The 14,038-nt window shown below is 68.4% G+C and carries 15 protein-coding genes and 1 pseudogene; 5 read left to right on the top strand and 11 right to left on the bottom strand.

The window, feature by feature from the left end:
* Positions 1–93: 93 nt before the first annotated feature.
* The 3 genes from ACT6QK_RS06635 to ACT6QK_RS06625 are packed head-to-tail and all read right to left on the bottom strand — an operon-like array spanning position 94 to position 2,761.
* Positions 94–432 (bottom strand): TonB family protein, encoded by a 339-nt coding sequence (locus ACT6QK_RS06635; protein ID WP_444597028.1) that lies wholly within the window; start codon positions 430–432, stop codon positions 94–96.
* 18 nt (positions 433–450) lie between these two features.
* Positions 451–1,572, bottom strand: a complete 1,122-nt coding sequence (locus tag ACT6QK_RS06630; RefSeq protein WP_444597027.1) for an acyl-CoA dehydrogenase family protein — start codon at positions 1,570–1,572, stop codon at positions 451–453.
* Positions 1,573–1,576: 4 nt separating this feature from the next.
* Complete coding sequence (locus ACT6QK_RS06625) at positions 1,577–2,761, bottom strand: acyl-CoA dehydrogenase family protein (protein WP_444597026.1); 1,185 nt, start codon at positions 2,759–2,761, stop codon at positions 1,577–1,579.
* 145 nt (positions 2,762–2,906) lie between these two features.
* Between ACT6QK_RS06625 and ACT6QK_RS06620 the strand changes: the two genes are divergently transcribed.
* Entirely contained in the window at positions 2,907–3,455 is a 549-nt protein-coding gene (locus ACT6QK_RS06620) for a GNAT family acetyltransferase (RefSeq protein WP_444597025.1), read from the top strand.
* Here ACT6QK_RS06620 and ACT6QK_RS06615 read toward each other — a convergent pair.
* Positions 3,430–3,684 carry an Lrp/AsnC ligand binding domain-containing protein gene (locus ACT6QK_RS06615; protein WP_444597024.1) on the bottom strand — a complete coding sequence of 85 codons (255 nt, stop codon included), beginning with the start codon at positions 3,682–3,684 and terminating at the stop codon, positions 3,430–3,432. The two genes, ACT6QK_RS06620 and ACT6QK_RS06615, sit on opposite strands and share 26 nt — an antisense overlap.
* 47 nt (positions 3,685–3,731) lie before the next feature.
* On the opposite strand from ACT6QK_RS06615, the gene ACT6QK_RS06610 reads away from it, so the two are divergent.
* Both ACT6QK_RS06610 and ACT6QK_RS06605 read left to right on the top strand, forming a co-directional pair.
* Positions 3,732–4,538, top strand: a complete 807-nt coding sequence (locus ACT6QK_RS06610) for an alpha/beta hydrolase (protein ID WP_444597023.1) — start codon at positions 3,732–3,734, stop codon at positions 4,536–4,538.
* A 140-nt stretch (positions 4,539–4,678) separates the two neighbouring features.
* Positions 4,679–5,350, top strand: a complete 672-nt coding sequence (locus ACT6QK_RS06605) for a bifunctional 4-hydroxy-2-oxoglutarate aldolase/2-dehydro-3-deoxy-phosphogluconate aldolase (RefSeq protein WP_444597022.1) — start codon at positions 4,679–4,681, stop codon at positions 5,348–5,350.
* 20 nt (positions 5,351–5,370) lie between these two features.
* Here ACT6QK_RS06605 and ACT6QK_RS06600 read toward each other — a convergent pair whose 3' ends face one another.
* The 4 genes from ACT6QK_RS06600 to ACT6QK_RS06585 form a co-directional block, all read right to left on the bottom strand.
* Complete coding sequence (locus ACT6QK_RS06600) at positions 5,371–5,748, bottom strand: ammonium transporter (protein WP_444597021.1); 378 nt, start codon at positions 5,746–5,748, stop codon at positions 5,371–5,373.
* Entirely contained in the window at positions 5,745–6,041 is a 297-nt protein-coding gene (locus ACT6QK_RS06595; RefSeq protein ID WP_444597020.1) for an autorepressor SdpR family transcription factor, read from the bottom strand. Before ACT6QK_RS06595 ends, ACT6QK_RS06600 begins: the two co-directional genes overlap by 4 nt.
* A gap of 136 nt (positions 6,042–6,177) precedes the next feature.
* Positions 6,178–9,069 carry a M16 family metallopeptidase gene (locus tag ACT6QK_RS06590; protein ID WP_444597019.1) on the bottom strand — a complete coding sequence of 964 codons (2,892 nt, stop codon included), beginning with the start codon at positions 9,067–9,069 and terminating at the stop codon, positions 6,178–6,180.
* Positions 9,070–9,127: 58 nt separating this feature from the next.
* Positions 9,128–10,060, bottom strand: a complete 933-nt coding sequence (locus ACT6QK_RS06585) for a LysR family transcriptional regulator (protein WP_444597018.1) — start codon at positions 10,058–10,060, stop codon at positions 9,128–9,130.
* Positions 10,061–10,190: 130 nt separating this feature from the next.
* Between ACT6QK_RS06585 and ACT6QK_RS06580 the strand changes: the two genes are divergently transcribed.
* A complete protein-coding gene (locus ACT6QK_RS06580) occupies positions 10,191–11,246 on the top strand; it encodes an NAD(P)-dependent alcohol dehydrogenase (protein ID WP_444597017.1) in 1,056 nt (351 codons plus the stop codon).
* 28 nt (positions 11,247–11,274) lie between these two features.
* Here ACT6QK_RS06580 and ACT6QK_RS06575 read toward each other — a convergent pair whose 3' ends face one another.
* From ACT6QK_RS06575 to ACT6QK_RS06565, 3 genes are all read right to left on the bottom strand, one after another.
* The gene (locus ACT6QK_RS06575; protein ID WP_444597016.1) at positions 11,275–12,015 is read right to left on the bottom strand and encodes an NYN domain-containing protein; all 741 of its coding nucleotides are present in this window, start codon (positions 12,013–12,015) and stop codon (positions 11,275–11,277) included.
* An 11-nt stretch (positions 12,016–12,026) separates the two neighbouring features.
* Positions 12,027–12,836 carry an SseB family protein gene (locus ACT6QK_RS06570; RefSeq protein ID WP_444597015.1) on the bottom strand — a complete coding sequence of 270 codons (810 nt, stop codon included), beginning with the start codon at positions 12,834–12,836 and terminating at the stop codon, positions 12,027–12,029.
* 89 nt (positions 12,837–12,925) lie between these two features.
* Positions 12,926–13,468, bottom strand: a complete 543-nt coding sequence (locus tag ACT6QK_RS06565) for an OmpA family protein (protein ID WP_444597055.1) — start codon at positions 13,466–13,468, stop codon at positions 12,926–12,928.
* A 308-nt stretch (positions 13,469–13,776) separates the two neighbouring features.
* On the opposite strand from ACT6QK_RS06565, the pseudogene ACT6QK_RS06560 reads away from it, so the two are divergent.
* Positions 13,777–14,038 (top strand): annotated as a pseudogene (locus ACT6QK_RS06560) (hypothetical protein); the annotation flags it as partial.

The raw sequence follows: 14,038 nt of genomic DNA, 5'->3' as shown, positions 1-14,038 counted from the left end.
TGCGCCCGATCTACCCTGTCTCCTCTCAGGGGAGAAGGTGGCAGCCCTGCGACTTGATCGGAGGGATGAGGGATGAGGGGGCAGCCTCAGGCTCTAAGGCTGGTCCCGCCAGCGGATCGTGAATCGCACCTTCGCGCCGACGACGGGGCGGCCATCCCAAAAGCGGGGCTTATGACGATAGTATTGCGTGAGCCGCAGCGCCTCCTCGTCAAGACGGCTTTGCGCCGGCGCCACCGACTCGACAACACAGGCTTCCAGCAGGCCATCTGCCCGCACCATGCAGGACAAGGTGACCGCGCCCTCCGGCGGGAGACCCGTCCGCCGCCCGAGCGAGAACTCCTCCGCCGTCGGCGTCCGCGACCAGGACGGCGACTCGATGATCGGCCCGCTCGACGAGAGCGCGCCCGTAGCGACAGCGATCAGGGCCAGCATCTGCATGATCGCAGAATGTCAGTATCCCTGCGCCCGCGCCACCTTTTCCTGATGGAAGGCCGCGTCGCCGCCGAACTCGTTCAGCACCCGCACCCGCTTCATGAACAGGCCGACGTCGAACTCGTCGGTCATGCCGACGCCGCCGTGCATCTGCACCGCCTCCTGCACCGCCAGTTCGGCGACCTTCCCCGCCTTGGCCTTGGCGACCGAAACGGCCAGCCCCTTCGGATCCTTCCCGGCCTCCAGCCTTTGCAGGGCGCCGATGACGGCGGCGCGGGCCAGTTCGATCTCGGTATATAGGTGGGCCGCCCGGTGCTGTAGCGCCTGGAACTCGCCGATCAGCTTGCCGAACTGCTTGCGGGTGCGCAGGTAGTCGAGCGTGATCTGGAAGGCCTGATCCCCCGCCCCGTTCAGCATGGCCGCCGTGCAGGCCCGGCCGAGGTCCAGGGCCGCATCGAGCGCCGGCTTCCCGCCCCCGACCGAACCGATCACGGCGTCGGCGTCCACCTGAACATCGGTCAGAACGACGCGGGCCGCGTTGTGGGCGTCGACCATGACGGTGCGTTCGATCTCGACCCCCGCCGTCTTCGGATCGACCAGGAACAGGGTCAGACCCTCTTCCGTGCTCGCAGCGACGATCAGCGCATCCGCCACGTGCCCGTCCAGCACGAAACCCTTGGCCCCGTTCAGCCGGAAGCCGTTGCCCGATCGCTCGGCCGTGGTGGCTATGGCGTCGGGACGGTGCTTGGCCCCCTCGTCCACCGCCAGGGACAGGATCGCCTCCCCCGCCGCGATGCGCGGCAGCCAGGCGGACTTCTGCGCATCCGATCCCGCCTCGACCAGCACCTTCGCCGACAGCACCCCCGACCCCATGAAGGGCGACGGCGTCAACGTCCGGCCGAGCGCCTCGGCCAGCACCCCCGCCTCGACCGGACCGAGACCCGAGCCGCCGTGGTCCTCGGGGATGATCACCCCCGCGAACCCCATCTCGCCGAACTGGCGCCACAGGTCGCGCGACACCCCATCGGGATCGCGCTCGTCCCTCAGCTTCCTCAGGTGCGCGATCGGCGCGTTCTCGCTCAGGAAGCCGTCGGCGGCCTCCTTCAGCATGGTCTGCTCTTCGGTCAGGATCAGGGGCAAGGGCTCAGGCTCCCGGCAGTTGCAGAATATGCTTGGCGATGATGTTCAGCTGGACCTCGCTGGTCCCGCCCTCGATCGAATTGGCCTTGGTGCGCAGCCAGTCGCGGGCGGGCGTGCCCTTGTGCGAACGGTCGCTCTCCCACTCCAGGGCGTCCGATCCGCCCGCCGCCATCGACAGTTCGTGGCGGCGCTTGTTCAGTTCCGACCCATAGTATTTCAGCATCGAGGCCATGGCCGGATGAGCCTGCCGCGCCTTGTGCTGGTCCCCGACCCGCTCCATCGAGAGACCAAAGGCCATCAGATCGACGTCCAGCTCGGCGATCCTGGCCCTCAGCATCGGGTCGTCCAGACGGCCCTCGGCGTCTACCCCCACGCTGTCGCCCGCGACCTGGCCCAGCGGCCGTCCGCCGCCGATGCCGCCCATGCCGCCGATCATGGTCCGCTCGTGCGCCAGCAGCGCCTTGGCCACGTCCCAGCCCCGGTTCAGCGTCCCGACCAGGTTCTCCTTCTCCACCCGCACATCGTCGAAGAAGGTCTCGCAGAACGGGCTCTTGCCGCTGATCAGGGTGATCGGCTTGGTCGTCACCCCCGGCGTCGCCATGTCGAACAGGACGAAGGAAATGCCCAGATGCTTGGGCGCCTCCGGGTCCGTCCGCACCAGACAGAAGATCCAGTCGGCCTTGTCGGCGTATGAGGTCCAGATCTTCTGACCGTTGACGATCCAGTGGTCGCCCTGATCGACGGCCCGGGTCTGCACATTGGCCAGGTCGGACCCGGCGCCCGGCTCGGAATAACCTTGGCACCACCGGATCTCGCCGCGCACGATCGGCGGCAGGAACTTCTTCTTCTGCTCTTCCGTCCCGAACTGCAGCAGGGCCGGGCCCAGCATCCAGATGCCGAAGCTCGACAGGGCCATCTGGGCGTCGATGCGCCGCAGTTCGGACGCCAGCACCTTGGCCTCCTCGCGGCTCAGCCCGCCGCCGCCGTATTCAACCGGCCACTCGGGCGCCGTCCAGCCCCTGGCTCCCATCCGCTCCATCCAGAGCTTGTGGGCCGGGGTCTTGAAGGTCGGGTTGCGACCGCCCCAGACGCGGTCTTCCTCATTGTCCAGCGGCCCGCGCACCTCGGGAGGGCAGTTCGCCTCCAGCCAGGCGCGCGTCTCGGCGCGGAAGGTTTCCAGATCGGACATGGCGTCTCCTCGTGCCGCTGGTTTACGCGTGCGTTAGCGTCAAGATAGCAGGGATTCTGGCTGACGTAGCGTCACCTGCGGCGGCCGAAATGCAACATTCTTCGGCCCCGACACGTTACCCGGCGACCCAAGCGGAGCCGTTCCCATGTCCTATGTCACCCGGGCGGTCTTCGCCCTGGCCAGCCTGCTTCTGATGGTCCTGGCCGTGGCCCTGGTCGGCTTCGGCCTGGCCGATGCGGTCAAGGCCTTCGCCGCCCCCGACGCCTCGGGCGCGGACGCCATTCTCGACGTGCTCGGCTACGTCATCGTGGCCATCGCCGTCTTCGACGTGGCCAAATACCTGTTCGAGGACGAGGTGCGGCGCGGCAACGAGAAACGCAGCGCCGCCGAGGCGCGCCGGAGCCTGACCAAGTTCCTGTCCACCATCGTCATCGCCCTGTTCCTCGAAACCCTGGTCGTGGTCTTCAAGACGGCGCGGGAGGACGTGGCCCAGCTGGTCTATCCGACCGGACTGCTGGTCGGATCCGTGCTCGTCCTGGTCGGCCTGGGCGCCTACCAGCGCTTCTCCGCCAGCGTCGAGGAAAAGGTCGGCGACGACGACGAGGCCGAAGAGGCCCGCGACGAGGGCCGCCCGGCGCGCGCCAAGGCGGCGACCTCGAAACCCGCCTCTACTTCGAGGGCAAGAACGGGCTGAACGTGATCACCGTGAAGGTGTCGCGCACATGGGCCCGCGTCTGGACCTGTTTCGTCACGAAGGTGCCGATGTCCAGATCGCGCGGCAGCTGGAACTTGGCCAGCAGGTCGTGCTGGCCCGAGGTCGAATAGACCTCCGAGACATGTTCGACATTGTCCACGATGTCGGCCGCCACATCATTGGCGAAGCCCAGCTCGCATTTGATGAAGACGAAGATGGCGGTCATCATGGCGGCGGCTCCCGAACGGTTCGGAGGGTTTCCTAGCGGATGCGCGCGTGACCGGTAACCCCATCGATCTTGAACCGCAGTACAACAACCGCGCCGCCGTGCCCGACCACCCGGTCGTCATGGCCCGCTGGAAGGCCGAGGCGGAGACCGCCCGCGTGGCCCGCCCTCCCCTCGAACTGGCCTACGGCGACCGCCCGCGCGAGGTCATGGACCTGTGGGAGGCCGCCCCCGACGCCCCCGTCGCCGTCTTCATCCACGGCGGCTACTGGCAGGCGCTGGACAAGGGGTGGTTCAGCTGGATCGCCCCGCCCCTGCTGGCTCAAGGGATCAGCGTCGCCATCCCCTCCTACGACCTCTGCCCCGAGGTCAGCCTGAGCCGGATCGTGCATCAGATGCGCGCCGTCGCCGACCTGCTCAAAGCCAGCACCGGCGCCCGCCCCTTCGTCTTCGGCCATTCCGCCGGCGGCCATCTGGCGGCCTGTCTGCTGTCCGAGGGCCGAGCCTCCGGCGCCCTGGCCATCTCCGGCGTCTTCGATCTGGAGCCCCTGATCCCGACCAGCCTGAACACGGCGCTGGGCCTCGACGCCCTGACCGCCCGCGCCCTGTCCCCGATCTACTGGCCCCCGCCCAACGGCGGCGCGCCCGGCGGCACGAGCCTGGACTGCATCGTCGGCGCCGCCGAAACCGCCGAGTTCATCCGCCAGTCCCGCGCCATGGCCGACCTCTGGGCCTCCAAAGGCGTCGAGACCCGGTTCGAGGCGCTGGACGGCCTGAACCACTTCACCGTCCTGGACCCGCTCGCGGATGCGGACAGCGGGCTGGTGAGGCGGATCGTGGAGAGGGTGAAACAATAAGTTCCGCTCATCCCGGCGAAAGCGGGGACCCAGTGCTTTGGCATTCACCGGTCGCTGGGATAAGCAGGGCGGACCACCGGCCCGACCGGTCCTGCCAACAGAACTGGGTCCCCGCCTTCGTGGGGATGAGCGGAGTTGAGATGCGCCACGATCGCCTGACCGTCCTGAACGCCCTCGAGAGCCAGGGCGTGGCGCCCGTCTTCTATCATTCGGACCCGGAGGTCTGTCTGAACGTGATCCGCGCCTGCGCCCGCGGCGGGGCGCCGGTGGTGGAGTTCACCAATCGCGGCGACTTCGCCTGCGACCTGTTCGGCGATCTGGCGAGAGAGCTTCAGCGCACCGACCCCGACATCATCCTGGGCATCGGTTCGGTGGTGGATGCGGGCACGGCGGCCCTCTTCCTCAATCGCGGCGCGCGTTTCGTGGTCAGCCCCTGCCTGGTTCCCGACGTGGCCCGGGTCTGCAACCGTCGCATGACCGCCTACTTCCCCGGCTGCGGCTCGGTGACCGACATCGGCAACGCCCATGAACTGGGCTGCGAGGTGGTCAAGCTGTTCCCGGGCGCCAGCGTCGGCGGACCCGACTTCGTCAAGGCGGTGATTGGCCCCATGCCCTGGACCAAGATCATGCCGACCGGCGGCGTCGACCCGGACGAGGCCTCCATCGCCAAATGGTTCGGTGCGGGCATCGTCGCGGCGGGCATGGGCTCCAAACTGGTCACCGACGCGGCCGTGAAGGCCGGCGACTGGACCGGCATCGAGGCTCAGGTCCGTTCGACCGTCGAGGCGATCAAGGCCTTCCGGGCGAGGTAATCCCCGCCCGGAACAACGCCCTATCCGGCCGCCTTCGCCCGGTTCTTCAGCATCAGGCAGTAGCCGAAGGTCACGGCCATCCCGATCAGGATGGCCGCGCAGCCGCCGATGACGGCCGTCTGGAACGGGGCGAAGGCCCACAGACCCGCATAGATCAGGCCGCTGATCACCATCGACCAGGCCGCCACCCTCTGGGCCTTCCGCGCCCCGGCGGACGGGGTGAAGGTCTTGGGAATACGGTTGCCGAAAGCCGCGACCATCAGGCCGGTGGCCCCCAGCACGATCCGGTTGACCATGTCGCCGTCGATGTAACCCAGCTTACGCGCGCCCGTCGCCGCCAGGGCCAGAACCACGATCCCGACGCCCCAGGCCAGGGAGCCCATGATTTCCTTGTTCATTTCGCTGTCTCTTCCTCTTGGCCCGGCGTCTCCGCGCCGAGGCCGAACGAATGGACGAAGCCCAACAGCGCCTCTTCGAGCACCGACAGCTTCAGGTGATAGATGACCGACTTCCCCACCTTCTCGGCGTGCACCAGATCCGCCTCCTTCAGTACCGCGAAATGTGCGGACATCGTCGGCTTGGACACGTCGAACCGGTCGCTGAGTTCGCCCGCGCTCATCGGCCCCTGCCGCAGCAGGTGAAGCACCTTGCGGCGCGTCGGATCGGACAGGGCCTTGAACACCGAACTCATGATGTGATGATTAGCTAATTATCGAAATGAGTCAAGCCACTTCCTCCCTCTCCCATCGGGAGAGGGCTTGAGCGCACGGCGACGAAGCCGTCGTCCTTGCGCTCAAGGGTGAGGGGCTGGCGCTGAAGCCGCCCCCCTACTGCCCCAGCGCGGCGTTCCCCAGATCCAGCGACGCTGCCGGGATCAAGGTCAGGTCCGGGTGTTTGGCGCGCAGGCCGTCGATGAACATCCTGCTGTCCCCGACCACCACCACATAGGCCCGGTCCGACCCGAGCGTGGCCCGCGCCGCCGCCTGCAGGCTTTCGGGCGTCGTGGCCTCGATCTTCGCCGCATAGGCCGTGCTCTCGTCCAGCGGCAGGCCCTGTGTCACCGCCTGGGCCAGGAAGCCGCCCAGCCCGCCGGTCGTCTCGATCGAGCGCGAGAAGCCGCCGGTCAGGAAGGTCTCCCGATCCACCGTGTCCTGCTCGCTCACCGGCTCGGTCACCAGCCGGTCCAGTTCGGCCAGAACCAGATCGACCACCTCGACTGCGCTCTCGTTCTTGGTCTGGGTCGAGGCCGACAGCAGGCCGCCGTCCACCATGGCGTTCAGGCTGGAATAGGCGCCGTAGCTCAGCCCCCGCTTGGCCCGCACCTCCTGGAACAGGTGACCGTTCTGGCCACCGCCGATCACCGCATTGGCCACCGCCAGCGGATAGTAGACGGCGTCGGACCGCTTCGGCCCTCGCACCGCCGCCGTCACCGCCGCCTGGCCGGAACCCGGCAGATCCACCACCACCACGCGTGGCGGCAGGACCGCCGTTCCCGCCCTGCCCGTCACGGTCGGAACCGGTCCCTCCGGCCTGGCCCAGTCGCCCAGGGTCTTCTCGGCGAAGGCGAAGCCCTCCTCCGCCGTCATGCCGCCGGTAATGATCAGGGCCGCGTTGTCGGGCCGCCACCAGCGAGTGTGGAAAGCCCGGATCTCCTCAGCGGTGACGGCTTCCCAGGCCGCAACAGTCCCGCTTGCAGGCGCGCCATAAGGCGCATCTCCGAAGGCGACGCGGTACATGACCTGGGTGGCCAGAAAACTGGGATTGCGCAGGGCGACCCGCAACGAGCCGAGACTTCGCACCCTCGACCGTTCGACCTCCTCAACCGCATAGGTTGGCCGTTGAATCACATCCGCGAAGACCTTGCCGACCTCGACAGCGGAAGCGATCGGCGCCGCAACGAACAGCGTGGTCGCGTCCGAACCTCCGCCGCCACCGATATTGGCTCCCAGTCGCTCCAAGGCCTCGGCGATCTGCGGCGCCGTACGACCGCCGGCGCCCTGGATGGCCAGATCACCGGCCATGGTCGCGAGGCCGGGGCGATCAGCCGGGTCTGCAGATGGACCTCCGCCGATGACGAGTTGGGCGTTCATGATCGGCAGGTCCGTCGACTTCGCCACGATGACCCGAAGCCCGTTCGACAGGGTCCGCTCGGCGAAGACCGGAGCCCGCATCTCCCGCGCCGGACCCGGCATCGGGGCGGCCTGGCGCTGACCCTCGGGCAGAAGCTGGTTGGGCGGCAGTTGCGCGGGCGGCACGCTGACGAAGGTCGGGACCGGCGTCGGGTTTCGCCACGCGGCCTCGGCCTGGGCGTCGGTCGTTCCCTCCGGCTTCTGGCTCTCGTCGAGATAGCGCACCGAGACCCGGGCGTTCTCGTCCAGATAGGTCCGCGCCACCCGTTGGACATCCGCCGCGGTCACCGCCTTGATCTCACCGACCCGCCTGTCCGGAGCGGTGGGGTCATGGCTGTCGACCAGGGCCGACCCCAGGAGGAAGGCGCGGCCCGACGCCGTCTCGCGTCCCCTCAGGTCCTGGGCCAGCAACTCGGTCTTGGCCTCGGCCAGTTCGGCCTCCGTCACAGGGGCATTGCGAATGCGCTCCAGCTCGGCGTTCAGCGCCGCCTCGGCCTCCTCGACCGTCTTGCCCTGGGCCACCGTCACCTGGGCGACGATGGAACCGCCCTCCTCCTCGGCGCGGGATCCCAGCCCGGCCGAGGCGGCGACCTGCTTGTCATAGACCAGGGCCTGATAGAGGCGGCTGCTCTCGCCGCGCGACAGGATGGCCGACAGCACCTCAAGCGCCGCCGCATCCGGGTCGGACGCCGGCGCCCCCTGATAGATGGCCGCCACCGCCGGCAGCGGCACGTTCGGCGCCCAGGCCGTCGCCGATCTCGGCGAGGTCCGCTTCACGAACGGCGGCCGCTCGAACTTTGGCAGGGGCCGTTCGGGCGCCGGAATGGCCCCGAAATATTGGTCCACCCAGCGGTCCAGCTGGGCCGGATCGAAATTGCCCGACACGATCAGGGTCGCCGTCGCCGGCCGGTAGTAGGCCTCGTGGAAGGCCAGGGCGTCGGGCAGGGTCGCGGAATCCAGCTCCTCGATCGAGCCGATGACCTGACGGCGATAGATGTGATCGTCATAGGCGTTGTCGCCGATCACGAAGACGCCCAGCCGGCCATAGGGCGGGGCATAGACGCGCTGGCGCAGTTCCTCCTTCACGATCGACCGCTCGGCGTCGAACACGGCCTGATCGACGACCGGCCGTGCCATCCGCTCGGCGTGGGTCCACAGCATCGTCTCCAGATACTGGGGCGGCACGGTCTCGTAGTAGTTGGTGTAGTCCTGACCCGTGGAGGCGTTGCGCGACCCGCCCGCGTTCTCGACCATGGTCGAGATCCCGCCGTAGGGGATATTGACCGTCTTGCGGCTCAGGATGTGTTCGAACAGATGGGCGAACCCGGACCGCCCCTGCGGATCGTCCTTGCCTCCCACGTCGTACCAGACCTGGATGGTCACCGTGCCCGAGGTCGCGTCCGGCATCGCATAGACGTTCAGCCCGTTGCCCAGGGTCCGGTGGGTGAACTTCAGCGGCGGCGGCGTCAGGGCCTCCAGACTGACCCCCGGCTCCGCCGCCGGCGCCGCAGTCTGCGCCGTTGCGGCCCCCGCCAGAACCATCAGGGAGCAGCCGATCATCAGGCTGTGGGACAGAAGCGAACGGCGCATGGCGGACTCCGGCGGAACGATGTGCGCCGACCCTATCAGCCCCGCCGCCCACGGACAGTTACGAGACGGTAATGTCGGTCCGCCCCTGGCCCGGCCGATCCGGCCGATACCTCAGGGTCTCGACCAGCAGGGAGAAGGCCGAGGTCGGCTGGCGACGACTGGGATAATAGAGGTGATAGCCCGCAAACGGCGGCGTCCAGTCGGCCAGCACCTGGATCAGACGTCCCTCGGCGATGTGGTCGGTCACCTGGTCCTCCATGACGATGCCGAGGCCCAAGCCGGCCAGCGCGCCCCGCAGCATCAGGACCATGTCGTTGATCACCAGCGGCCCGTCCACGCGCATGTTCTGCGCCCGCCCGTCCTTCTCGAACTCCCAGACATAGAGGCCGCCGCGCGTCGGCAAACGCAGGTTGATGCAGGCGTGGGCCGTCAGGTCGTCCGGCGTCACGGGGATCGGCCGGTCGGCGAAATAGGCGGGGGAGCCGACGACCATCAGCCGGGTTTGCGGTCCGATCGGCACGGCGATTATGTCGTCCGACAGATGTTCGCCCAGCCTTACCCCGGCGTCGAACCGCCCCTCGGCCAGGTCGATCAGGCGGTAGTCGGTGGCGATCTCTACCGTGACGTCGGGATAGAGGGGCAGGAACCGCTCCAGCGCGGGCCACAGCAGGGTGTGGGCGGCATGCTCGCCCGAGGTGATGCGGATGGTCCCGGCCGGGCGGTCGCGCAGGTCGCTCAGGGCGTCGATCCGCGCCTCGATCCCGTCAAAAGCCGGGCGCAGGGTCTCGACCAGCCGTTCGCCCGCCTCTGTCGGCGAGACGCTCCGCGTCGTGCGGGTCAACAGGCGCAGGCCCAGTCGCGCCTCCAGCCTCCGGATCGTGTGGCTGAGCGCCGATTGCGAGAGGCCGATCTTCGCCGCCGCGCGGGTGAAGCTGCGTTCCTCGGCCACGGCCAGGAAGGCGGCCAGATCGCCCAGCTCGTCCCGCTTCATTCATGACCTCCATTCATAGGATCATGCGACCTATAGCGACTAATCGCCGATCCTGTCGCGGCGTAGTTTGGCGCTCTCGTCGAAGCCTGCGGACACGCCGGTCCGCCTGTGTCGTTTCAAGGACCGCCCCATGAAGACCATCGGTTACGCCGCTCAATCCACGACCTCGCCGCTGGCCCCGTGGGCGTTCGATCGGCGAGAGCTGCGCGCCAACGACGTCCAGATGCAGATTCAGTATTGTGGCGTCTGCCACTCCGACCTGCACCAGGCGCGCAACGACTGGGGCTGGTCCTCCTATCCGGTCGTGCCGGGCCACGAGATCGTCGGCGTCGTCACTGCGGTCGGCCCGGACGTGAAGAAATTCAAGGCGGGCGACCGCGTCGCCGTCGGCTGCATGGTCGACTCCTGCCAGCACTGCGACCAGTGCGACAAGGGCGAGGAGCAGCTCTGCCGCCACGGCAATACCCAGACCTATAACGGCCGCGACCGGATCACGGGCGAGCCGACCTATGGCGGCTATTCGAAGGATCTGGTGGTGCGCGAGGAGTTCGTGCTGCGCATGCCCGAGGGCCTCGATCCTGCCGCAGCCGCGCCCCTGCTGTGCGCCGGCATCACGACCTGGTCGCCGCTGAAGACCTGGGGCGTCAAGGAAGGCAGCCGCGTCGGCGTCATCGGCCTGGGCGGTCTCGGCCATATGGCGGTCAAGCTGGCCGTGGGTCTGGGCGCCCACGTCGTCGTATTGAGCCGCACCGCCGACAAGGAGGCCGACGCCAAGGAGCTGGGCGCGCATGAACTGCTGGTCTCGTCCGACAAGGCGGCGATGACGGCGGCGGCGAACAGCCTGGACCTGATCATCGACACGGTCCCGGTCAAGCACGACCTCAACCCCTACATGCCGCTGCTCGACATCGACGGCACCCTGGTCATCGTCGGGCAGTTGGGCCCGATGGAGGAGCTGTCCACCCTGCCCCTGCTGCTGGCCCGTCGCCGCGTCTCCGGCTCGCCCATCGGCGGCATCCGCGAGACCCAGGAGATGCTCGATTTCTGCGCTGAGAAGAACATCCTGCCCGACGTCGAGATGATCCGCATGGACGAGATCAACCACGCCTTCGACCGCATGGAGAAATCCGACGTTCGCTATCGCTTCGTCATCGACATGGCCACGCTGGACGGTCCGGCGGCCTGACCGGACGCCGCCCGGCCAAGGTGAACGGCTACCGCTTCGCCCGGACCCGCATCGACCCGCCCGCGCCGACCTCGACATCGAACTTGCCGGTGGCGCGGATCAGGTCGGACAGCTTGGCGTGACCATAGGAACGCTGGTCGAAGTCGGGATAGGCGTTCCTCAGCCGGTTCCCGATGCCCCCCACCGGCACCCAGCCGTCGCCGTCCTCGTCCATGTCGCCGATGGCCGTGCGGATCAGGGGCGCGGCCTCGGAGGGTTTGCGTCGCCCGGCGACCGGTTCGGATGGAACATCCGCCGCCACGCCCGGCCCCGTCGCCGCGACCGGCGCCGTCAGATTCTCGGTATAGATGAAGCGGGTGCAGGCCTGACGGAAGCTCTCGGGCGTCTTCCGCTCTCCGAAGCCATAGACGTCCACCCCCTCCTCCCGAATGCGTGACGCCAGTCGGGTGAAGTCACTGTCCGAAGACACCAGACAGAAGCCGTCGAACCGGCCCGAATGCAGCAGGTCCATCGCATCGATGACCAGGGCGATGTCGCCCGAATTCTTGCCCTTGGTGTTCTGGAAATTCTGCTGCCACTGGATCGCCCAGCGGGCCAGGACGTCGGTCCAGCCCCTCAGGGCCGGGCTGGCCGCATCGCCGTATATCCGCCGCGCGCTGGCCTCGCCCAGGGTGGCGATCTCGGTGAACAGGACCTCGGCGATGCGCGACGAGGCGTTCTCGGCGTCGATCAGCACGGCCAGTCTCATCGGGGCGTCGGGTCTGGCCATCGTCAGGTCTCCTAGATGAAGCGGATGCCGACCCCGTCGGCGCCGCCCGACGGCGCCACCGAGATGTCCAGGGTCTCGTCGCCGAACCCGACCCCGGTCACGGCCCGCTGCACCATGGCGCGGATCTCGTCGGACGGACGGCTGGTGCGGAAGTCCAGGAACCAGCCCTGCTGGCCCGCCGCCTGCCAGCGTGCGCGGGCCAGCCAGGCCGCCGTGACGCCCGATCCGCCCACCGGCCCGAAGGCCTGGACCAGTCGTTGCAGCAGCAGCTCCGGCACGCGCTCGGGCGGGCTCAGCGTCACCTTGCCGCTGACCGGTCCCGACGTGGTCCGACCCGCCGCGGCATGGGCGTCGCCCGCGGCGATAAGGGCCGCCACATCCTCGATCTCGAACAGGAAGGCGCGTGGCGAACCCGGGTTCAGCAGCACCGGCCGGTCGCGCCACAGCTTGAGCAGGGCCAGGGCGTTCATCCCGACGATTGGCAGGTCGCTCCACAGCCCCGTCAGCCGCTGCGGATCGGTGAAGACGACGGCGGCCGTCCGTCCGTCCTCCAGCACGATGCCGCGCAGTTCGAGATGGTCTTCGGATCTCAGGACCCGCATCCCGCCGCCCTGCTTGGCCGCCGCGATCGCCTCCTTGGCCGCCTCGCCTTCGGGCGAGATGTAAAGGTCCACACGCGGCAACAGGGCCTCGAAGGCCCGCCAGTGCTGGGGATCTTCCATCGCCGCCTCGATCACCTGTTCCAGCCCGTTCAGGGCGGCGTCAGGGCGGCGGGTAAGGGGGGCGGTGATGAACTTGGGTTGAGGCTTTGCGTCGGTCATGGATGCTCCATCGCGGACCGGACGCCTCAGGTCAAATCATTCAGGGTCAGGACCGGCGGCCGCCTCTCACCGAGACGGCCGCCGCATCATCAGGTCAGGACGACGATCGCCACGCGGCGGTTCTGCGCCCGGCCCTCGCGGGTGTCGTTCGGCGCCACCGGGGCTTCGGCGCCATAGGAAATCGTCGACATCCGGTTCAGGGCGATGCCGTCGCGGCTCAGATAGCGACGCACGGCCTCGGCCCTCTGCTCGCCCAGCTCCTCGTTATAGGCCGGGGCGCCCGTGGCGTCGGTGTGGCCCTGGATTTCCAGATAGACGTTGCGGTTCTCGGCCTTCAGCCGCTGGGCCAGCTCGGCCAGACGCTGCTGCGCCTCGGGCGACAGCTCGTGGGCGTTGGTCGGGAACTTCACGGAATCGTCAGACAGCACGACCTGATACAGGAACTTGCCCTCGGCCAGCTTGTGGGCGTCGGTGGCGCGCTGCAGCGCCTCGCCCGCCGTGCCTTCGACCTGGGCGACACGCTGGTCGGTGGCGTCCACGCGGGCGTCGACGACGGCCACGTTCTCACGCACGAACTTGTGGCTGGCGCAGCCGGTGGCCGCGAAGCCGAGAGCGATGGCCGAACCGGCCATAACAACGGTCCTCAGTTTGGCCGAGCTGATTTTCAGACGAGTCAAATTGGTATCTCCATGTCACCGGGGCGCGACCCCAGTCATTGCGCGCGACGCCAGCTAGACCGTCAGGAAAGGCGACGTGATGACCGGTATCAGGCCAGATCATGTCAGCTTCACCGTAAGCAAACCGGCGCGCGCCGTTGAACAAATCTCGCCCATTTGCTGACACCCGGGCATGGTGTGACTGCCGAATGCACGGATCCTCTTTCCGTTCCCGGGATCACGGTTCCGCCAGACCACGTCAATCCCGCCGTCTCTGGCTGGGCGTGGCGGTCAGCGTCGCGGCCCATCTCGCCCTCCTGCCTGCCCTGCTGACGGCGATGTCGGGCGCGCCCGTCCCCGATGTGTCGGAGCCGATCGTCGTTGACCTGACCCCCTTCCCGCCGATCCCCCGGCCACAGGCGGCGGCTCAGCCCTCGCCCGATCCGGACCCCGGCGGAGCCGCCGCCGCGCCGCAGCCTGATCCCGACCCCGTCCCTCCCCCGGCCGCCAAGACGCCCGAGCCGCCCAAGCCCCCGGCCTCCCCCG

Source organism: Brevundimonas sp. (genome assembly GCF_052436175.1).
Classification (GTDB): domain Bacteria; phylum Pseudomonadota; class Alphaproteobacteria; order Caulobacterales; family Caulobacteraceae; genus Brevundimonas.
Note: the sequence above shows the minus strand (reverse complement) of the source record. Positions and strands in the feature narration are given on the sequence as shown.